The sequence below is a fragment of the Streptacidiphilus fuscans genome, from assembly GCF_015690355.1.
Lineage (GTDB): Bacteria > Actinomycetota > Actinomycetes > Streptomycetales > Streptomycetaceae > Streptacidiphilus > Streptacidiphilus fuscans.
Genome location: NZ_JADPRT010000007.1, coordinates 242,655 through 262,536 on the forward strand (window position 1 = coordinate 242,655; position 19,882 = coordinate 262,536).

At 70.8% G+C, this 19,882-nt stretch carries 17 protein-coding genes; 5 read left to right on the top strand and 12 right to left on the bottom strand.

From position 1 onward, the window contains the following. Nucleotides 1–154: 154 nt before the first annotated feature. The 3 genes from I2501_RS18930 to I2501_RS18940 form a co-directional block, all read right to left on the bottom strand. Nucleotides 155–892 carry an aggregation-promoting factor C-terminal-like domain-containing protein gene (locus I2501_RS18930; RefSeq protein WP_196195260.1) on the bottom strand — a complete coding sequence of 246 codons (738 nt, stop codon included), beginning with the start codon at nucleotides 890–892 and terminating at the stop codon, nucleotides 155–157. A gap of 437 nt (nucleotides 893–1,329) precedes the next feature. After that, a complete protein-coding gene (locus I2501_RS40635; RefSeq protein ID WP_196195261.1) occupies nucleotides 1,330–2,235 on the bottom strand; it encodes a MarR family winged helix-turn-helix transcriptional regulator in 906 nt (301 codons plus the stop codon). A 230-nt stretch (nucleotides 2,236–2,465) separates the two neighbouring features. Then, on the bottom strand, nucleotides 2,466–3,056 hold the full coding sequence (locus I2501_RS18940) for a TetR/AcrR family transcriptional regulator (protein ID WP_196195262.1): 591 nt from the start codon (nucleotides 3,054–3,056) through the stop codon (nucleotides 2,466–2,468). 235 nt (nucleotides 3,057–3,291) lie between these two features. Here I2501_RS18940 and I2501_RS18945 point away from each other — a divergent pair, with 235 nt between their 5' ends. The 5 genes from I2501_RS18945 (at nucleotide 3,292) to I2501_RS18965 (ending at nucleotide 7,614) form a co-directional block, all read left to right on the top strand. Further along, the gene (locus tag I2501_RS18945) at nucleotides 3,292–4,308 is read left to right on the top strand and encodes a phosphotransferase family protein (protein ID WP_196195263.1); all 1,017 of its coding nucleotides are present in this window, start codon (nucleotides 3,292–3,294) and stop codon (nucleotides 4,306–4,308) included. Nucleotides 4,309–4,388: 80 nt separating this feature from the next. Beyond that, nucleotides 4,389–5,147 (top strand): 3-oxoacyl-ACP reductase FabG, encoded by a 759-nt coding sequence (gene fabG, locus I2501_RS18950; protein ID WP_196195264.1) that lies wholly within the window; start codon nucleotides 4,389–4,391, stop codon nucleotides 5,145–5,147. 204 nt (nucleotides 5,148–5,351) lie between these two features. Next, a complete protein-coding gene (locus I2501_RS18955; RefSeq protein WP_196195265.1) occupies nucleotides 5,352–6,113 on the top strand; it encodes an SDR family oxidoreductase in 762 nt (253 codons plus the stop codon). Nucleotides 6,114–6,345: 232 nt separating this feature from the next. Beyond that, nucleotides 6,346–7,197 carry a phosphatase PAP2 family protein gene (locus I2501_RS18960; RefSeq protein WP_328806461.1) on the top strand — a complete coding sequence of 284 codons (852 nt, stop codon included), beginning with the start codon at nucleotides 6,346–6,348 and terminating at the stop codon, nucleotides 7,195–7,197. A 42-nt stretch (nucleotides 7,198–7,239) separates the two neighbouring features. Then, the gene (locus tag I2501_RS18965; protein ID WP_196195267.1) at nucleotides 7,240–7,614 is read left to right on the top strand and encodes a hypothetical protein; all 375 of its coding nucleotides are present in this window, start codon (nucleotides 7,240–7,242) and stop codon (nucleotides 7,612–7,614) included. Between the two features lie 36 nt (nucleotides 7,615–7,650). On the opposite strand, the gene I2501_RS18970 is transcribed toward I2501_RS18965, so the two are convergent. The 9 genes from I2501_RS18970 to hpnC form a co-directional block, all read right to left on the bottom strand. Next, the gene (locus I2501_RS18970) at nucleotides 7,651–9,093 is read right to left on the bottom strand and encodes an aspartate aminotransferase family protein (RefSeq protein ID WP_196195268.1); all 1,443 of its coding nucleotides are present in this window, start codon (nucleotides 9,091–9,093) and stop codon (nucleotides 7,651–7,653) included. Next, entirely contained in the window at nucleotides 9,083–11,056 is a 1,974-nt protein-coding gene (dxs, locus tag I2501_RS18975) for a 1-deoxy-D-xylulose-5-phosphate synthase (RefSeq protein ID WP_196195269.1), read from the bottom strand. Before dxs ends, I2501_RS18970 begins: the two co-directional genes overlap by 11 nt. A 110-nt stretch (nucleotides 11,057–11,166) precedes the next feature. Then, complete coding sequence (gene ispG / locus I2501_RS18980; protein WP_196195270.1) at nucleotides 11,167–12,324, bottom strand: flavodoxin-dependent (E)-4-hydroxy-3-methylbut-2-enyl-diphosphate synthase; 1,158 nt, start codon at nucleotides 12,322–12,324, stop codon at nucleotides 11,167–11,169. A gap of 28 nt (nucleotides 12,325–12,352) precedes the next feature. Then, complete coding sequence (locus I2501_RS18985) at nucleotides 12,353–12,958, bottom strand: phosphorylase family protein (RefSeq protein ID WP_196195271.1); 606 nt, start codon at nucleotides 12,956–12,958, stop codon at nucleotides 12,353–12,355. 62 nt (nucleotides 12,959–13,020) lie between these two features. Further along, the gene (gene shc / locus I2501_RS18990; protein WP_196195272.1) at nucleotides 13,021–15,114 is read right to left on the bottom strand and encodes a squalene--hopene cyclase; all 2,094 of its coding nucleotides are present in this window, start codon (nucleotides 15,112–15,114) and stop codon (nucleotides 13,021–13,023) included. Between the two features lie 4 nt (nucleotides 15,115–15,118). Continuing rightward, nucleotides 15,119–16,291, bottom strand: coding sequence for a polyprenyl synthetase family protein (locus I2501_RS18995; RefSeq protein WP_196195273.1), 1,173 nt, complete (start codon nucleotides 16,289–16,291; stop codon nucleotides 15,119–15,121). After that, nucleotides 16,288–17,637: a hydroxysqualene dehydroxylase HpnE gene (gene hpnE, locus I2501_RS19000; protein WP_196195274.1), complete on the bottom strand. Its 1,350-nt coding sequence runs from the start codon at nucleotides 17,635–17,637 to the stop codon at nucleotides 16,288–16,290. Before hpnE ends, I2501_RS18995 begins: the two co-directional genes overlap by 4 nt. A 241-nt stretch (nucleotides 17,638–17,878) precedes the next feature. Then, on the bottom strand, nucleotides 17,879–18,796 hold the full coding sequence (hpnD, locus tag I2501_RS19005) for a presqualene diphosphate synthase HpnD (protein WP_328806462.1): 918 nt from the start codon (nucleotides 18,794–18,796) through the stop codon (nucleotides 17,879–17,881). Further along, the gene (gene hpnC / locus I2501_RS19010; RefSeq protein ID WP_196195428.1) at nucleotides 18,793–19,860 is read right to left on the bottom strand and encodes a squalene synthase HpnC; all 1,068 of its coding nucleotides are present in this window, start codon (nucleotides 19,858–19,860) and stop codon (nucleotides 18,793–18,795) included. The genes hpnD and hpnC overlap by 4 nt, the downstream gene beginning before the upstream one ends. Nucleotides 19,861–19,882 lie beyond the last annotated feature (22 nt).

Below are 19,882 nucleotides of genomic sequence, written 5' to 3' on the forward strand. Positions count from 1 at the left end.
ACTGACGCCCTATCTCACAGAGGGCAAGATCGTGGCAGTGCGGTCGACCATATGTCCAGAGGTCATGGCGAAAACGTGAAGCCTGGGGCACATGGGCACCACGAAAGGGCGCGGGGCACGGCGGCTGCCTGTGGCGGCAGCTCACGGCAACCGTTCAGTACCAGCCGTTGGCCTGCCAGAAGGCCCAGGCCTGGTTCGGGCTGCCGTAGGTGGCGTCCATGTAGCCAAGCGCCCAGCGGATCTGCGTGGCCGCGTCGGTCTGCCAGTCGGGGCCCGCCGAGGCCATCTTGGAGCCCGGGAGCGCCTGTGCCAGGCCGTACGCGCCGGAGGAGGGGTTGGTCGCGGTGACGTTCCAGCCGCTCTCGTGGGAGATGATCTGGTCGAACGAGGCCAGTTGGTCCGCCGGGACGATCTGCGCGGCGATCTCCTGCGGGGTGCCGCTCGGCGCGGCCGGGGCCGGCTGCTGGGGCTGCTGCGTCTGCGGAGCGGCCTGGGGAGTGGCCTTCGGGGCCGCCTGGGCCAGCCGGGCCCGCTCCACGGACCGGTTGGCCGCGGCCGCCGCATCCGCCGCCGCACGGTCGGCGGCCTTCTGTGCCGCAGCCTTCTCCGCGGCGGCCTTCTCGGCCGCAGCCTTGGCCGCCGCTGCCTTCTCGACGGCCGCCTTGGCGGCAGCGACCTTGGCCGCTGCGGCCGCCTTCGCCGCAGCCGCCTGCTGCTGGGCCTGCACGCCGGCGCTGGTGACCGCGGCGCGGGCGTTGGGCTCGGCGACCACGCTGCTCGCGCCGTTGCCGGGCAGGGCGACCGCGACGCCCGCGGCGAGGCCGACGGCCACGACGGAGGAGGCGACGGCGACACCGCGCTTGCGCAGGCCGAAAGGAAGCGTGGGAGGCATGGAGAAGCGAGCTCTCAATCCGTTGGCTGGAGGCGCGTCCGCCTCTGCTCCGCAGCACGGGACAGGTGCGCTGCGAAGCCGGACGGCGCCATTGGCACGCCGGTTCAGGGCTCGTGCCGGTGTACGGGCAGCCCTGCGAGGCAGGACCGCCGTTGCGACAACGCCATTGATAGCAAGCCGATTCTCGCGATTTCAACGGGCCTTCTACTAGGCGGCTCCGTAGTGGCAGGCCCGCGGCCGGGCGTTCCGGCGACGGCATACCTCGCCGGCGAGCCACCCTCCGCACGGTGTAAGGCCTGCGTGAACGGCGGGGGTATGAAGAAACGACCGCCTCCTCCCGAGGGAGAAGGCGGTCGTCGACAGGCACGGAACCGGGTAAACGATCAACTATCGGCGATCGTTGACGGTCGGACCGCTGTGTCCGGGCTCACAGCCCGTCAGCGCTCGGCGAGACGCGCGGTGAGTGCGAGCAGGAAGAGCGCGCGGGTCCGCTCGCCCTCGTCCAGCGGCGTAAGGAGGCGTGACTGGACCTCGGCGACGCCGGGCGAGACCTCCTCCAGCAGACGGGCGCCGGCCGGGGCCAGCGCGAGCAGGTTGCGGCGGCCGTCGGCCGGGTCACGCCGGCGCAGCACCAGGCCGCGTCGGACCAGACGGCTGATGAGCTCGGCCATGGTCGCCTTGTCGAGCGAGGTGCGCTCGCCGACCGTGCGCTGGTCGATGTCCGGCTCGACGGAGAGCGCGTCGAGGACGGCGTGCTGGGGCGCGGTGAGTTCACCGGAGACCAGCTCGGTCCAGAACCGGGTGTGGACCTGCTGGGCCACCCGGATCAGGTAACCGATGACGCGCGGAGCGTCCAGCAGCGGACGTGCGTCCACCATGGTCTCCAGCGCCAGGTTCTCCATCCGAGCCATCCGGGCCAGCGCCATCATCAGCTCGGAGCGCTCCGACTCCTCGAGCGGGACCAGCAGTTCACGCTGGACGACGGCGACGCCGACGGAGGCGTCGTGCATCACCTGCTCGCCGTGGGGAGAGAGAGTGAGCAGCTTGCGGCGACCGTCTGCCGGGTCGCGTCGACGTAGTACCAGGCCGCGTCGAACCAGGCGACCGACCATTTCGGCCATGGTCGCCTTGTCCAAGGAGGCGCGCTCCCCCACCGTTCGCTGGTCCGCACCGGGCTCGAGAGCCAGGGCGATCAGCGCGGCGTACTGGGGAGCGGTCAGATCCGATCCGACGTGCTCGGTCCACAGTCGCGTGTGGACCTGCTGGGCTATGCGGATCAGCTGACCTGGCGACTGGGACAAGCGGATCGGCGTACCCGTCATGTCGATATCCCCCAGCACCATAGGACCGTCCTGATTAGTTCCACCGACGCTGAAGCCCCTGTGGGTGGGCGCGTACGGATCGTGATCGGCGAAACCGCGGGCAGGTACCGTGTGGGGGTCCTGTGTACGGACAGTTTCCGCCGGACAGCCGTCGGCTGCTGGCGGACACTATACAAACCAGACAGACCAAGGCGACATGGCGCAGAGAGCTGCGATCCAATCGTGATCCGAGTCGATCCGGAGTGGTCGGGTCAGGACGGTTGCAAGCCCCGAAGCAAAAGCTCGGCAAAGGCAGCGCCGATCGCCACCGGCGTCAACTCCCCATCCACGCGGTACCAACTGCCGAGATGATGAACTCCGCCGAAGAACTGATGGGTCACCAGATCCGCCGAGACGTCGCCTCGGAATACGCCCTCGGACTGGCCCTGCTCGATCAGTGCACGGAACCGTTCGTGGTACCTCCGACGGTCCGCGCGCACCTGCGCCAACCGGTCGGGGGGAAGCATGTGCATCGACCGCCAGGAGACCATCGCGTCGTCGAGGTGTTCCAACGTGGTCACCACGACGTCGGCAGCAGCGTCGGAAAGCCGCAGGTCAACCGAGACGTCGCGGGCGACGACGGCGTCGAGCCGCTCCGACTGGAGGTTGAGCAGCCGGGTGTAGATCTGCTGGAGCAGGTCGTCCTTGGACGAGTAGTAGTGGTACATCGCACCCTTGGTGACCCCGGCCAGCTCCACGATCTCCTGGACCGAGGTGGGCGCGAATCCGCGCTCCGCGAAGAGGCTGCTTGCCGCCGCCAGCAGTCGCTCCTGGACGGGGACCGCCATGTCGACCTGGGCCATCGGCGCCCTCCCCCTTCTACTCGTCTGCTCGGTTTCATCTGTTCGTGTATCGCAGGATCTGTGGATCCTGTGTCGCCGGATCTGTACATCGTGTGTACGAAGCCAGCCTTCCCGGGGCTGAATTCGACCGGCACGGTCACCGATTCGGATCGGCCCGATCCCGACGTCACGCCGGACGTCAAGGTGGTGCGAGCCACTCTAGCCCCCATACCTACTAGTCGGTATGGTGACCGGCATGAGCACTCCGACGCCACCGGGGCTGGATCTGGACCGCCTGCGCGACCGCCTCGGGACCGGGCCGCTTGAGGCCGAGCTGATCTCCGGTGGGAAGTCCAATCTCACCTACCGCCTGACCGACGGCAACCGCCGCTGGGTCCTGCGCCGCCCGCCGCTCGGCCACGTGCTGGCCACGGCCCACGACATGTCCCGCGAACACCGGGTCATCGCGGCGCTCGCGGACACCGCCGTACCGGTCCCCCGCGTGCACCTGCTCTGCGACGACCCGGAGGTGATCGGCGCTCCCTTCTATCTGATGGACGAGGTGGAGGGCACCGTCTACCGCACCGCCGAGGACGCGGCCGGTCTCGGCCGGGAGCGGGCCCGTGACCTCTCCTTCCGGCTGATCGACGTGCTGGCCGAGCTGCACGCGGTCGACCCCGCCTCGGTGGGCCTCGCCGACTTCGGCAAGCCCGAGGGCTACCTGGAGCGGCAGGTGTCCCGCTGGCACCGCCAGTTCGAAGGCTCCCGCAGCCGCGACATCGCGGGGATGGAGGAGCTGCAGCAGCGCCTGAGCGAGGGCGTCCCGAGCAGCCAGCGGGCCGTGATCGTGCACGGCGACTACCGCCTGGACAACACCATCGCCGCGGCCGACGACACCATCGCCGCGGTCCTCGACTGGGAGATGGCCACCCTCGGCGACCCGCTCGCCGACGTCGGCCTGATGAAGGTGTACTGGGACATCGCCGGGACGATGCCGGGCAACCCGGTCGCCGGAGCGGTCAGCCCCGAGCTGGGCTTTCCTGGCATGGACGAACTGGTCGACCGCTATGCCGCGACCACCGGGCTCGATCTGACCCCGCTCCCCTGGTACACCGCGTTCGCCCAGTACAAGTTGGCGATCATCGCGGAGGGGATCCACTTCCGCTTCATCCAGGGCAAGACCGTCGGCGACGGCTTCTCGCACCTGGGCGCGATGGTCCCGCCGCTGGTCGCACTGGCCCTCGACACGCTGTCGGGGAAGACCGCCGGCTGACCGCACCGCGCGACACCTCTCGCTTGTCTCTCTTGCTTCCCTCACCACCCTTCTCACCTCTCGTCAGGAGAACGCATCCCATGACCGAGCAGAACCGCGTCGCCATCGTCACCGGAGCCGCGCGCGGCATCGGCGCCGCCACCGCGATCCGCCTCGCGGCGGACGGCTTCGCCGTCGCCGTGGTCGACCTGGAGGAGGCCGCGGGCAAGGACACCGTCGAGAAGATCACCGCTGCGGGCGGCCGCGCCATCGCTGTCGGCGCGGACGTCAGCAACGGCGAGCAGGTCGCCGCGGCGGTCGAGCGCGTGGCGGCGGAGCTGGGCGCGCCGACCGTGCTGGTCAACAACGCCGGTGTGCTGCGCGACAACCTGCTGTTCAAGATGTCCGAGTCGGACTGGGACACCGTGATGAACGTGCACCTCAAGGGCGCGTTCCTGATGTCCAAGGCCTGCCAGAAGCACATGGTGGACGCCGGTTACGGACGCATCGTCAACCTCTCCTCCAGCAGCGCGCTGGGCAACCGCGGCCAGGCCAACTACTCGGCCGCCAAGGCGGGCCTGCAGGGCTTCACCAAGACCCTCGCCAAGGAGCTGGGCAAGTTCGGCGTCACCGCTAACGCGGTCGCCCCGGGCTTCATCGCCACGGACATGACGGCGGCGACGGCGGAGCGCGTCGGCATGGGCTTCGAGGAGTTCAAGGCGGCTGCCGCCAGCATGATCCCGGTCCAGCGGGTGGGCGTGCCGGACGACATCGCCCACACCGTCTCCTTCCTGGTGAGCGAGGGCGCGGGCTTTGTCTCCGGCCAGGTCGTCTACGTGGCCGGCGGGCCTCTCGACTAGCCGTCGGCTTCGCTCCGACAAGTAGCTGCGCTACCGGGGGCGCGGGGCTCTGCTGATGTGCGCCTCCGGCGCGCGGGCGCGAGCAACCACCCAGTGCGGATGGCCCTGCTCGATCAGCGACACACCACTCGCGGTGGCTTGTCGCGCAGTTCCTCGCGCCCCTGGGGGCTCTGCAACTCACTCTCCTAGACAGAAGGAACCCTCATGACCACTCCCTCCCCCACCGGAAAGGTCGCGCTCGTCACCGGCGGCAGCCGGGGCATCGGGTTTGCGGCGGCGCAGGCGCTCGTCGCGCGTGGGGACCGGGTCGTCCTCACCGGGCGGGACGCCGCCTCGTTGGACGAGGCGGTCGCCGCGCTCGGCGGCAGCGCGTACGCGCTCGGCGTGGCCGGGAAGAGCCACGACGCCGCGCACCGCGAGGAAGCCGTCGGCCGGGCCATGGACGCGTTCGGGCGAATCGACCACCTCGTCAACAACGTCGGTACCAATCCAGTCTTCGGCAACATGGTCGATCTCGACCTCGACGCCGCTCGCAAGATCCTCGACATCAACCTCGTCTCGACGCTCGGCTGGGTGCAGTTGGTGCACGCCGCGTCGATGCGGGAACACGGCGGGGCGATTGTCAACGTCTCCTCGATCAGCGCGCTCGGGCCCGCGCCGGGGATCGGAATGTACGGCGCGAGCAAGGCCGCGCTGGTGCAGCTGACGCAGCAACTCGCTTACGAGATGGCACCCACCGTGCGCGTCAACGCGGTTGCGCCCGCCGTCGTGCGGACCAAGTTCGCCGAGGCGCTGTTCGCGGGGCACGAGGAGCAGGTGGTCAAGGCGTATCCGCTGGGACGCCTGGGCGAGCCGGAGGACGTGGGCGGCACGATCGCGTTCCTGCTGTCCGAGCAGGCGGCGTGGATCACCGGTCAGACGCTGGTCCTCGACGGGGGTTTGACCCTCAACGCCGGGCTGGCCTGAACCGGCCTGTCCGGAAAGCGCCGGCGACCGGAATTGTTCATCCTGCTTTCCGGCCGAGGTGCCCGCGAGAGGAACATCGCAAACCGCTTGGGGAACAACGATGAGCTAGATCACATCAGTTCATCAAAAACGGCGACGCTTATTCAGATCCGACAAACCAACAGGTCACATGGTTGTCACGAAGGCGTCGACCCCGGCAGGGCTCAACCCGAAACACTGTAACGTCGAAGGGGTGCGTAACCAGAGGACCGAGGTCGCCCTGCTCGAACGGGCTGAGCGACCACATGAGCGAGCCGCCGAACAGCCGACCAGTCGTGAACCGCGCTGGCGGCCGCTCAGTCGCACCCACAAGATCCTCTTCGCCGTCACGGCCGTCGCCTACGCGACGGTGATCGTCGCCGTCTTCACCACCTCCCGTCTGGTCGCACTGGACTGGGAGGTGATGGCTTTCAAGCCGTACATGCACTGGCCTGCCGTCCTGAACTTCCTGAACTACTACGTCATCGCCGGGCAGCGCGGGCCGTCCGCGATCGTGGTGTCGGCCTGGCTCACCTGGCGCTGCTGGCGGCAGAAGTCCTGGCGGCCGCTGCTGGTGCTGGGCGTCTCGCTCGTGCTGCTCAACATGTCGGTGGGAGCGGTCAAGATAGCCACGGGCCGTCTCGGCCCGCACTACGCGCACGTCTACGGATCGAACGAGATCTTCCTCGGCGGCGGCATATTCCCGTCCGGGCACACCGCCAACGCCGTGGTCACCTGGGGGATCGTCGCCTACCTGGCGACTCGCTGGCGCCGCATCGGCGCCCTGCTGGCCGGCTGGATGGGTTTCTCCATCGGCCTCACCACGCTCTACCTGGGCACCCACTGGACCACCGACGTGCTGGCCGGCTGGGCCGCCGGCGCACTGGTGCTGCTGGCACTGCCGCTCTTCGAGCCGGTCGTCGAAAGCACCGACGAGCGGATGCGCCAGGTCTGGAGAGAGCGCCGCTTCCTCCGCGGCCGGAAGCCCGACAGCGTGTCGGTGACGCTTCCGAAGGCACGTGATCTCGATCACCAGAACAAGCGGTCAATTCCGATCGGATATTGACATATCGCCGTTGTCTTCGAATGTCGCTCCTAGAGTCACCGCATGGCGAACTTGGAAACGGCACTCAAGGATGCAATGTCCATCGAAGGCGCCGTCGGCGTCGCGATCGTCGACTACAACAGCGGTCTGGCACTCGGGACTCTGGGGTCAGGGAAAGACCTCGACCTGAATGTCGCGGCGGCCGGCAACACCGATGTGGTGCGGGCGAAGATGCGGACGATGGAGATGCTCAATCTCCACAACGAAGCGATCGAGGACATCCTCATCACGCTCACCGGCCAGTACCACATCATCCGCCCGCTGACCCACAAGGGCAGCCAGGGCATCTTCCTCTACCTCGCGCTCGACCGGCAGCGCGCCAACCTGGCCATGGCCCGCCACCTGATGCGCAAGCTCGAGGCCGACCTGGAGGTCTGATCCGGGTCGGCCTCGATCACGACAGGACGAGGGCCGTCAGCGCGCGGCCACGGCCTGCTTGATCAGGGTCTTGCCGAAGTCGCGCATCAGCCCGGTGCCGCTGTGCGCCTCGTCCATGATGTCGGTGAAGGCGTCGACAAAACGGTCGACCTCCGCCTCGCCGATGGTCAACGGCGGGATCAGTTTGATCACTTCGAGGTGGTCGCCGGAGACCTGGGTCAGGATCCGGTGCCGCTGCATCAGCGGGACGACCACCATCTGCGCGAAGAGGCCCTTCCGAGCCGCCTGCAGCGCGGTCCAGCCGGTGCGCAGTTTGAGCGACTGCGGGCGGCCGAACTCGATGCCGATCATCAGGCCGCGACCGCGCACGTCGGCCAGCATCTCGTACTTCGGGATCAGCGCCGCGAGCCGCTCCCGGAACAGGTCGCCCACGCGGCGGGCGTTGGCCACCACCTGCTCGTCCTCGAAGACGTGCAGCGTGGCCAGCCCCGCCGCCATGGCCTGGGCGTTGGAGCCGAAGCTCGCCGAGTGGACCAGCACCCGGTCCATGGACGAGTAGACCTTCTCGAAGATCCACTCCTTGCCCAGCGTCGCACCGACCGGGACGTAGCCGCCGGAGAGTGCCTTGGCGACGCACACCAGGTCCGGCTCGACGCCGTCCTCGTGCTGGTAGGCGAAGAAGTCGCCGGTGCGGCCGACGCCGGTCTGCACCTCGTCCGCGATCAGCAGCGCCTTGTGCTTGTGCAGCAGGTCCTGCGCGGCGCGCAGATAGCCGTCCGGTGTGGCGTGGACGCCCTTGCCCTGGATCGGCTCGACGATGAGCGCGGCCACATCGCCCTTCTGCAGCTCGCGCTCCAGCCGCTCCAGGTCGCCCAGCGGGATCGCGGTGTCCGGCAGCAGCGGGGCGAAGCCCTTGCGGAAGCCCTCCTCGCCGTTGACCGAGAGCGAACCGGTGGTCAGGCCGTGGAAAGCGTGCTCGCAGAAGAGGACGCGGGGCCTGCCGGTGGCGTAGCGGGCGAACTTGAGCGCGGTCTCGACCGCCTCGGTGCCGCTGTTGCCGAAGAACACCCGGTCCAGGTGCGGGGCGTGGGTGAGCAGCTTCTCCGCGAGCAGGCCCGGCAGCGGCTGGCAGTCGAAGCGGGTCAGGTCGGCCAGCTCCAGGTCCATCACCTGGTGCACCGCCTGACGGACCACCGGATGGTGCCGGCCGAGCGCGAAGATGCCGAAGCCCGCCAGCATGTCGAGGTAGTCGTTGCCCTCGGCGTCGTAGAAGTAGGCGCCCTTGGCGTGCTCGTAGACCTTGTCGAAGCCGATGGTGTGCAGCATGCGCGGCAGCTGGTGGTTCAGGTACTCCGCGTGCAGGCGGTACCGCTCGCCGCCGCGCGCGGCGAGCAGCGCCGTGAGGTCGAAGCCACCCGCCGGATCACCGGGCTCCCCGGTGCTGTCGGCCGGAGCCGCGCTGCTGGTCTCAGCTGCCATGGTGCTGGTCCCCTCCAACAAAGTCGGACGTCAGGTCGGACGTCAGGAAGTCACCGCCCGGCGCAAGGCCCAGGGCCTTGGCGAAGGCGGACGTCTGGGCGGCGACACCCGGACCGGTCAGGCCGATCTCGTCCAGGATCTCACCGCGTGCGGCGTGGCTCAGGAACCGCTGTGGGATGCCGAGTTCGCGCGCCGGGACGTCGAGGTCGGCGTCGCGCAGCGCCTGGGCCACGGCCGCGCCCACGCCGCCGACCCGGCCGCTGTCCTCGACGGTGACCACCAGCCGGTGCCGGGCCGCGAGTTCGGTCAGGGCGGGGTCGACGGGCTTGACCCAGCGCGGGTCGACGACGGTGGTGCCGATGCCCTCGGCGGTCAGCAGGGCGGCGGCGTCCAGGCAGGCGGTCGCCATCGTGCCGACGGCCACCAGCAGCACCTCGGGCGCGCGTCCGGCGGGGCCGGTGCGCAGCAGCACGTCGACGCCGCCGATCCGCTCCACCGCCGTGATCGGCGGGCCGACCTCGGCCTTGGGGTAGCGGACGACGGTGGGCGCGTCGGTGACGTCGAGCGCCTCACGCAGTTCGGCCCGGAGCTGGTCGGCGTCGCGTGGGGCGGCGATCCGCAGGCCCGGGACGACCTGCAGGATCGACAGGTCCCACATGCCGTTGTGCGACGCGCCGTCGGTGCCGGTCACCCCGGCGCGGTCGAGCACGAAGGTGACGCCGCACCGGTGCAGCGCGCAGTCCATCAGCACCTGGTCGAAGGCGCGGTTGAGGAAGGTCGAGTAGAGCGCGACGACCGGGTGCAGCCCCGCCGTCGCCAGCCCGGCAGCGGAGACGGTGGCGTGCTGCTCGGCGATCCCGACGTCGTAGATCCGCTCCGGGAACTCGCGGGCGAACGGCTGCAGGCCGACCGGCCGCAGCATGGCGGCGGTGATGGCCACGACGTCGGGGCGTTCGCGCCCGATCTCGACCAGCTCCTTGCCGAAGACGGAGGTCCAGGAGACGCCGGTGGAGGGCCGCAGCGGCTCGCAGGTGATCGGGTCGATCGCGCCGACCTGGTGGAAGTGGTCGGCCTCGTCCAGCTCGGCGGGGCGGTAGCCGCGGCCCTTCTCGGTCAGACAGTGGACGATGATCGGCCCGCCGAATCCGGCCGCGCGACGCAGGGCGGACTCGACGGCGTCGATGTCGTGGCCGTCGATCGGTCCGATGTACTTCAGGCCCAGGTCCTCGAACATGCCCTGGGGCGAGGTCGCGTCCTTGTAGCCCTTCTTCGCGCCGTGCAGCGCGTCGTAGATCGGCCCGCCGACGACGGGCGTGCGTTGCAGCGTCTCCTTGCCCCAGGAGAGGACCCGCTCGTAGCTCTGGGTGGTGCGCAGGTTGGTGCGCAGCGTGGCGAGGTGGTTGGCCAGCCCGCCGATGGTCGGCGCGTAGGAGCGCTCGTTGTCGTTGACGACGATGACGACCGGGCGGTCCTCGGCCTCGGCGATGTTGTTGAGCGCCTCCCAGGCCATCCCGCCGGTCAGCGCGCCGTCGCCGATCACCGCGACCACGCGGCGGTCCTCGCGTCCCTGCAGCTGGTTGGCCTTGGCCAGGCCGTCCGCGTAGCCGAGCACGGTGGAGGCGTGCGAGTTCTCGATCACGTCGTGCTCGGACTCGCCGCGCGAGGGGTAGCCGGAGAGACCGCCGCGGTTCTTGAACCGGTCGAAATCCTGACGGCCCGTCAGCAGCTTGTGGACGTAGGACTGGTGGCCGGTGTCGAAGAGGATCCGGTCGGCCGGCGAGTCGAAGACCCGGTGCAGCGCGATGGTCAGCTCGACCACGCCGAGGTTGGGACCGAGATGCCCGCCGGATCGGGTGATCGCGTCGATCAGGAACTCCCTGATCTCTTCGGCGAGGCGCGGCAGGTCGGACGGCGGCAGCCGGCGCAGGTCGCGGGGGCTGCTGATGGTCTCGAGGAGGGACATCGACTCACCTTCGTTCCGTACGTACCTGTGGGGGCTTGGCGCTCCGCGGCGCCGCAGAATGCTTCCTCCTCCTTGAGGTCCTTGGCTCGGAGTGTCGACCCTGGGCCGGATCAGCGCACGTCGACGCTGGGTACGCCCGACTCGACTCCGGCGTCCTGCATCTGCTCGGCCAGCTTCATGGCCTCCTCGATCAGGGTCTCCACGATCTTCGACTCCGGCACGGTCTTGATGACCTCACCCTTCACGAAGATCTGACCCTTGCCGTTCCCGGACGCCACACCCAGGTCGGCCTCACGCGCCTCACCCGGACCGTTCACGACACAACCCATCACCGCCACGCGCAGCGGCACCTCCATGCCCTCAAGCCCGGCGGTGACCTCCTCCGCCAGCTTGTACACATCCACCTGCGCGCGACCGCACGACGGGCAGGACACGATCTCCAGACCGCGCTGACGCAATCCCAGCGACTCCAGGATCTGCGTGCCGACCTTGATCTCCTCCGCCGGCGGCGCCGACAGCGAGACCCGGATCGTGTCGCCGATGCCCTCGGCCAGCAGCGCGCCGAACGCCACCGCCGACTTGATCGTCCCCTGGAACGCCGGACCGGCCTCGGTCACGCCCAGGTGCAACGGGTAGTCACACGCCGCCGCCAGCTTCCGGTACGCGGCCACCATCACGACCGGGTCGTTGTGCTTCACCGAGATCTTGATGTCCCGGAACCCGTGCTCCTCGAACAGCGAGCACTCCCACAACGCCGACTCCACCAGCGCGTCCGGCGTCGCCCGCCCGTACTTCTCCAGCAACCGCTTGTCCAGCGAGCCCGCGTTCACACCGATCCGGATCGGCACGCCCGCGTCCGAGGCGCGCTTGGCGATCTCCTTGACCTGGTCGTCGAACTGACGGATGTTCCCCGGGTTCACCCGCACCGCCGCACAACCCGCGTCGATCGCCGCGTACACGTACTTCGGCTGGAAGTGGATGTCCGCGATCACCGGGATCTGCGACTTCCTCGCGATGATCGGCAACGCGTCCGCGTCGTCCTGCGACGGACACGCCACCCGCACGATCTGACACCCGGACGCGGTCAGCTCCGCGATCTGCTGCAGCGTCGCGTTCACATCCGACGTCACCGTCGTCGTCATCGACTGCACCGAGATCGGCGCGCCCCCGCCGACCGGGACATTCCCCACCATGATCTGACGACTCTGACGACGCGGAGCCAACGGCTCGACCGGCACGGACGGCATTCCGAGGGACACGGCGGTCATGGCAGAACTCCTCAGCAGAACTCAGAACTCAGCAGAATTGCGGATGCCAGGTCGCGAGCACCAGCCCGACCTGCTTGAGCGCGCGCAGCGCGCGAGGGCCGTGCACGAGGGTGGCCGGTCGGACCAGCTCGTGCTCGGGCGTGTCCACGACGACGCGAACGGCCAGCAGCGGCAGGCCGTCAGGAAGGACCTCCGGGACGGCGCGGAAGGCAGCCGCCGTCTCCATGTCGACACCGACCACGCCGGTCGCGGCGAGGCGGGCGCGCTCGGCGCCCTTGACCACGTGGTCGCTGGAGTGCAGCACGCCGTGACGCACCGTCAGTCCGGCCGCCCGCAGGGCCTCGGCGGTCGCCTCGGCCCAGCCCTCGTCGGTTCGTGCGGCCACGCCCTGATCGTCGCGCACCTCGGTGGCGACCAGGACGTCGGCGGGGCGTATTCCCGTGACCACGGCAGCGCCGAGGCCCGCGAAGACCAGTCCGCACGGCGCGTGCGCCCCCGCGGCGAGCGCCCCCCTCACGGCGTGCTCCGCCCGCGCGGGGCCCATACCGGTGTGCAGGACCGGACGCAGGCGCAGACCCCGGTCCGGGCGCGCACCCCGCAGGGCGCGCGCCTCGATGCCCAGCGCACACGCCACCAGGAGATCCCCTGACGGTGCGCCGGGCCGGTCGGGATCCGGACCCGCGTCCGGACCGGGTCTCACCGCAACCGCCGCCCCGCCAGCGAGGGCAGCAGACGACGCGAGACCGGTGCCTCCTGCCCGCCTGCCGGGCCCGGCAGGCCGACGGCCTCACCGGTGGCCGTGGCGTCCTCACTCGGCGTCAGGTGCGGGGTGCCGTGCAGGTAGCGGCCGAGCGCGGTGACCGGGAAGACCAGCCGGTAGAGGTTGTAGTTGATCGAGAAGTCCCACGGGAACCCCGTCCCGGTGAACTCCGGCTCGTCCCAGGTGCCCTCGGGCAGCTGGGTGTCGGCCAGCCAGCGCACGCCGCGGTCGACGCACTCGCCGGACTCCCCCGCCGCCAGCAGCGCCATCAGCGCCCACGCGGTCTGCGAGGCCGTCGAGGTGCCGCGACCGGCCCAGGACTTGTCCTGGTAGGAGCGCATGTCCTCGCCCCAGCCGCCGTCCTCGTTCTGCTTCTCCTCCAGCCAGGCGACCGCCCGGCGGATCGCCCTGTGCTCGGTCGGCAGCCCGGCGGCGACCAGCGCGGGGAGCACCGAACCGACGCCGTAGACGTAGTTGGTGCCCCAGCGGCCGAACCAGGAGCCGTCCGCCTCCTGCTCCTTGAGCAGCCAGTCGATGCCGCGCCGGGTCCGGACGTCCCCGGCCTTGCCGTCGGCGGCCAGCATCTCCACCACGTGGGCGGTGACGTCCGCGGACGGCGGGTCGACCACCTCGCCGAAGTCGCAGAACGGCAGCTTGTTCGGCAGGGTGCTGGTGTTGTCGACGTCGAACGCCGCCCACGCGCCGTTCTTGGACTGCATGCCGAGCACCCAGTCCACGCCGCGCCGGGTCGACGCGGCGATCTTGCCGGGCTCCGGGTGGGCGATCCGGCGGAGCGCCAGCACCACCTCGGCGGTGTCGTCGATGTCCGGGTAGTTGTCGTTGTCGAACTCGAACGCCCAGCCGCCGGCCGGCAGGCTCGGCCGCTGCACGGCCCAGTCGCCGCGGCGGACGACCTCCTCGCCGAGCAGCCAGTCGGCCGAGCGGACCAGCGCCTCGTGGTCGGCGGGCAGGCCCGCGTCGGCCAGCGCGGTCAGTGCCAGGCAGGTGTCCCAGACCGGCGACTGGCAAGCCTCGATCCAGCGGTGGCCCTCGTCGGTGTGGACGGTGAACCGGTCGAAGGCGGCCAGGCCGGCCTTCATCACCGGGTGGTCCAGGTCGTAGCCGAGCAGGTGCAGCGCGATCAGCGAGTAGACGGCCGGAGGCTGGATGCCGCCCCAGCAGCCGTCGGCCTCCTGCCGCTCCACGATCCACCGGGCCGCCTGCTGCAGCGCCAGGCGGCGCAGCGACTTGACCGGCATCCGGTGGTAGTAGTGCAGCGCCTTGTCGAGCCGGTGGAAGAACCCGTCCCAGGTGTAGGCAGGCGCGGTCGGACGGCTGCGGAAAGGGTTCGCCGGGTCGGTGTGCAGCTCGTCCAGCGCGAAGGGCGCCGGACGGACCGGGCGGTGCGCCGAGACGACCGTCAGCGGCACGATGGTCTGCCGCGCCCAGCAACCGAACGAGTAGATGTTCAGCGGGAAGTTGCGCGGCAGGAAGATGACCTCCGGCGGCAGCTCGGGGAGCCGCTCCCAGGGCCACCAGCCGAACAGGGCCAGCCAGATCCGGGTGAACACCCGGGTGGCGGCGATTCCCCCCTGCTCACGGATCCACCGCGAGGCCCGCTTCATGTGCGGCGCCTCCGGGTCGTCCCCGGCGAGCTTCAGCGCCACGTACGCCTCGACCGTCGTCGAGAGCTCGGAGGGGCCGCCGTAGAAGGTGGCCCAGGTGCCGTCCGCCCCCTGCTGCGAACGGATCCAGTCCGCAGTGGCGCGCGTCTGCTCCTCGGTGCGGATGCCCAGGAACTGACGGAGCAGCAGGTCCTCGGCGTCCATGGTGACGTTGGTCTCCAGGTTGCCCTTCCACCAGCCGGCCTCGTCCTGGAGGCCCAGCAGGTGGTCGACGGCGCGGTCGAGTGTCTCGCGCGCGACCTGGTGGCTGTCCTTCTCGGTGGCAGCAGTTTTCTCGGTGGTACCCTCCGCGGCCGGCTCTGCGTCGTGCTGTGGGTCGAGCCGGCCGTCCGGGGATCCTGTCATTTCGTCACCTCTCCCTAACCACAACGAACTCGGCGAGCGCGGCGAACTGGGCCCGCACCTCGGCGGGCATGGCGACCTCGTCCAGCGCCGCCAACGCCGTGCTGTGCTGCCGACGGGCCTCCTCCGCCGTCCAGGCGCGGCCACCCGCCTCCTCGATCAGCGCTGCGCGCACCGCAAGTTGTTCCTCATCCTCGTGACCTCGTCCCTCCTCGTCCGCGAGCAGCTCGGCCAGACGCAGGGAGGCCTTGCCGCCCTCGGCCAGCGCGGCGGAGACCGGCAGGGACTTCTTCCGCTGGCGCAGGTCGCCGAAGTTGGGCTTTCCGGTGACCTCGGTCTCGCCCCAGATGCCGAGCAGGTCGTCGACGGCCTGGAAGGCGAGGCCCAGGTGGTAGCCGTAACGCTCCAGCGCGTCGGCCGCCTTGTCGTCCATGCCGGCCAGCACCGCGCCGATGGAGGCGGAGACGGCCAGCAGCGCGCCGGTCTTGTTGCCCTCCATCTCCAGGCACTCCTCGACGCTGACCCGGTCGCGATGCTCGAAGGAGAGGTCCTGGGCCTGACCGTCGATCAGCTTGAGGGTGGCGGTGGTGATCCGCTGCACCGCGCGCCCGGCGTCGACCGCGGTGGCGGTGCCCTGCGCGCCCGTCTCCAGCAGGATCTGGTTGGCCAGCGCCATCATCGCGTCGCCGACCAGGATGGCCTGGGCCGGGCCGAAGAGCTTCCAGACCGTGGTCCGGTGACGGCGGGTCTCGTCACCGTCCATCAGGTCGTCGTGGAGCAGCGAGAAGTTGTGCACCAGCTCCACCGCGACGCCGCCGGGGACGCCCACGGTGGCCGACGCGCCCGCGGCGCGGGCCGAGAGCAGCGCCAGCGCGGGACGGACGGCCTTGCCGCTGTCGCCCTTGGTGGGGCGGCCCTCGGCGTCGGTCCAGCCGAAGTGGTAGGCGGAGACCGCGTCCATGGGCGGGGCGAGGCGGGCGACCGCCTCCCTGAGCACCGGGGTGCACAGGGTCCTGCCGTGGTCCAGCAGGGACAGCACGTCGACTGCCTCCGCCGTCGGTGCCTGATCGGGGCGCGCTACCACGCTCGTACCCTCTCCGTTCGCTCTGGGCTCGTGCTGCCCGGTGTCGTTCTGTTCGGTGGTGTTCTGCTCTTCGGCCTGCGTCTGAACGTCGGTCATCCCAGCTCCCTCAGGACGCTACGAGCCGCGGCCGTCCCGCTGCGCACGGCGCTCTCCATGGTCGCGGGCCACCCGGTGGCGGTCCACGAACCGGCCAGGTGGACCCCCGGGGTCAAGGTGCGCGCCCCCGGCCGCAGCCGGGCGGTGCCGGGCGCGGGTGCGAAGGTCGCGGTGCGCTCCCTCGTCACGAAGAACTCGGTGACCTCCGCCTGGCGGGCGCGCGGCAGCAGCCGCTCCATGGCGGGCAGGTAGCGCTGCCGGAGCGTGGCCACCGGCAGGTCGATCTCCGCCTGGGCGGCGGACTGCGACAGCGCGACGTACTGGCCCGGGCCCGTGAGCCCGGAGTGCGAGGTGCGGTCGAAGACCCACTGCACCGGCGAGCCGAGCGCGGCCAGGAACGGCCGGTCAAGCACCGGGCGGTCGTAGACGACGTGCACGTTGAGGATGGGCGCGTAGCCGAGCCGCAGCAGGTTCTCCGGCTCGGCCAGCGAGCCGGGCGGCAGCAGCGCGTGGGCGGCGTCCTGCGGCACGGCCAGGACCAGGGCGTCCAGGTCGGTCATCGTCTCGGCACCGCCGATCAGACGCTCGCCCTCCAGCTGGACCATGTGACGGCCCTCGCCGTCGGGCTTGACCTCGACCGCGCGGGCGCGCAGCAGCACCCGTACCCCGGCGCGCTCCAGCGCGGCGCGCGCCATGTCGTCGTGGATCCGGCCGAGCGGCACCCGGGCGAAGCCGATGTCGGAGGCGCCCGGGTCGGAGAGCAGGCCGGTCTTGAAGACCATGGCGGCCAGCGCCAGTGACGACTCGTCGGCCGTGGCGTTGAGCGTGGCGACGCCGACCAGGTCCCACAGCGCCTCGACGGCCCGCGCGGACTGGCCGTGCGCACGCAGCCACTCGCCGAAGGACTGCTGGTCGAGCGCCGGGTCGGCCAGGTCGAGCTGCTTGAGCGCGAGGGCGGCCTTGCCGGTCGCCGCACGCTCGGCGAGGCTCAGGTGCGGGTAACGGACCAGCCCGCGGCCCAGGTGCAGCGGCACCGGCAGCGGGTCGCGGCGGATGCTGCCCGAGCGGCCGGTGTTGACGTCGTGCACCGGCACGTCGAGGCGCGGCTGGATCCACACCTCGTCGCGTACGCCGAGCCGCTGCAGCAGGCCCCGGTAGGCCGTGCAGCAGCGCAGGAAGACGTGCTGGCCGTTGTCGACCGTCAACGCGCCGCGCTGGAACGAGAACGCCAGACCGCCGAGCCGGGGCCGGGACTCGGCCAGGGTGACGGAAAGGCCCGCGTCGGCCAGGCGCAGCGCGGCGGTGATGCCCGCCAGACCGCCCCCGACGACGAGTGCCCTGCGCATGCCGAGCCGCCCGCTGATATCCGGACTCCGCGCTCCGCTTCGGCTTGCTTCGCCGCGCCTCAGCTCGCCGCTCATGCCCGGACTCCGCGCTCCGCTTCGGCTTGCTTCGCTGCGCCTCAGCTCGCCGCTCATGCGGGCCACCCCCCTTCGCCGACCCGCGTCGGCCTCGACGCCGCGCGGCGTCGAGTGGTTCCCCACCACGCCGAGCGGGCAAACGGCTTGGACACGTTCGGGCGGTTGTTCAAGAGGTACGCCCTCCGACCAGCCCCGAGAGTGCTACATAGGCCTTCTCCCAGCCGGGCAGCGAGACCCGGCCGCGCAGCACGGCCTCCGGCTCCGCGATGATCCGCTCCAGGACCCGGTGGTAGATGCCGGCCATCGCGCCGACGCAGGCGCGGCTGCGCCGGTCGAGCATCGGCAGCAGCCGCAGTCCCTCGTCGAAGTACCCCTGGGCGCGGCGCGCCTCGAAGAGGACCAGGCCACGGAAGTCGGCCTCCGCGGGCGGCGTGTCCAGGCCGAAGCCCTGCTCGCAGCCGTAGCGGGCGAGATCCTCGGCGGGCAGGTAGACCCGGCCGTTGAGAGCGTCCTCGCGGACGTCGCGGAGGATGTTGGTCAGCTGCAGCGCGAGGCCCAGGGTGTCGGCGTACTCGGCACCGCGCTTGGGGTCGGTGCAGCCGAAGACGGACAGCGAGAGGCGCCCGATGGTGCCCGCCACGCAGCGGCAGTAGAGCCGGAGCTCCTCGAAGGTGGCGTACGACGTGCCTCGAACGTCCATCTCCATACCGTCGATCAGTTCGTCGAAGGCGTCCAGTGGAATGGGGAAGACCGAGCAGGCATGCGCCAGCGCGACCTTGACCGGGTCCGTGTCCTCCGGCTCGACCGCGCCCTCACGGATCTGGTCCAGCAGGCCCCGGGTGCGGCCGAGCTCCTCGAACTTGCGCGCGTCGGACCAGCTGCCGTCGCCGATGTCGTCGATCCGGCGGGCCAGGGCGTAGATCGCGGACATGGCCTGGCGCTTGGCGAGCGGCAGCAGCCGGATGCCGTAGGAGAAGTTCTTGGCCTGGCTGCCCGTCACCGCCTCGCAGTACCGGTAGGCCGCCGCCACCTGGGGTGACAGCGGCTCGGCCGCCGGATCGGACGCCGTGGTCTGCCGACTCACCTCGTACCCTTCGCTTCCTTGCGCCGCAGCGCGTCGTGGTGCCGGTCCGCCCCGCCGCCGGTCCCGTGCGCCGGTCGAGTCCCCCGCGCCGGCCTGGCGGGCAGCAGGGCACGCACCGCCTCCGTGGCGAGTCGGCCCTTGCCGGCCTTGGGAGCGCCCGCGAGCACGTCGTACCCGGCCGCCGCGACGGCCCCGAGCGCGGCGTAGCCGCCGGCCGAGAAACCGGCCAGCAGCACCCGCAGCCGTCCGGAGACCGAGCCGATCAGCGGCGCGCCCTCGTCGAGCAGCGCCCGGGCCCGCTCGGCCTCGAACAGCACCAGGCCGCGCAGGGCCGTTCCCGCGTGCGACGCGTCGAGCTCCCGTTCGGTCACGCCGAAGCGTTTCATGTCCTGCTGCGGCAGGTAGACCCGGCCCCTGGCCCGGTCCTCGGCGACGTCCTGGAGGTGCTCGACGACCTGGAGCGCGCTGCAGACGGCGTCGGACCAGCGGACGCGCTCCGGGGTGGCCAGATGGGCCAACTGGAGCACCAGACGCCCCACCGGGTTGGCGGACAGCTCGCAGTAGCCCATCAGGTCGTCGAAGGTCTGGTAGGTGGCAACGCGCTGGTCCACCCGGTTGGCCTCGATCAGGCCGCGGAACGGCTCGACGGTCAGCCCGTGCTCGTCGATGACCGGCACCAGCGCGGCGATCAGCGGGTGCCGCGGGCCCTCGCCACGGCCGCGCAGCACGCGTTCGAACGCGGCGTCCACGTCGGCGTCCAGGGCGTCCAGCAGCGCCAGCCGGAAGGCCGTCTCGGCCGCCTCGTCGCGCTCCTGCTGCCAGTCGACGCCCAGCAGCTCGGCGGTGCCGCGCGGGTCGGGCAGGTCGCCGTCGCCGGAGTCGTCGACCAGCCGGGCGAAGCCGTAGACGGCCATCAGCCCCTGGCGCATGTACGGCGGCAGGAAGAAGGGGGCGACCGGGAAGTTCTCCCGAGTCGCCTTGTCGAGCACCGCAGTGGAGGAGCCGAACCGGGTCTCCCCGGCGGACTCCTCGGACGTGTGTTCACCGGACTGCTGCCGACGCATCGTCATGACCGCCACCCCCCCG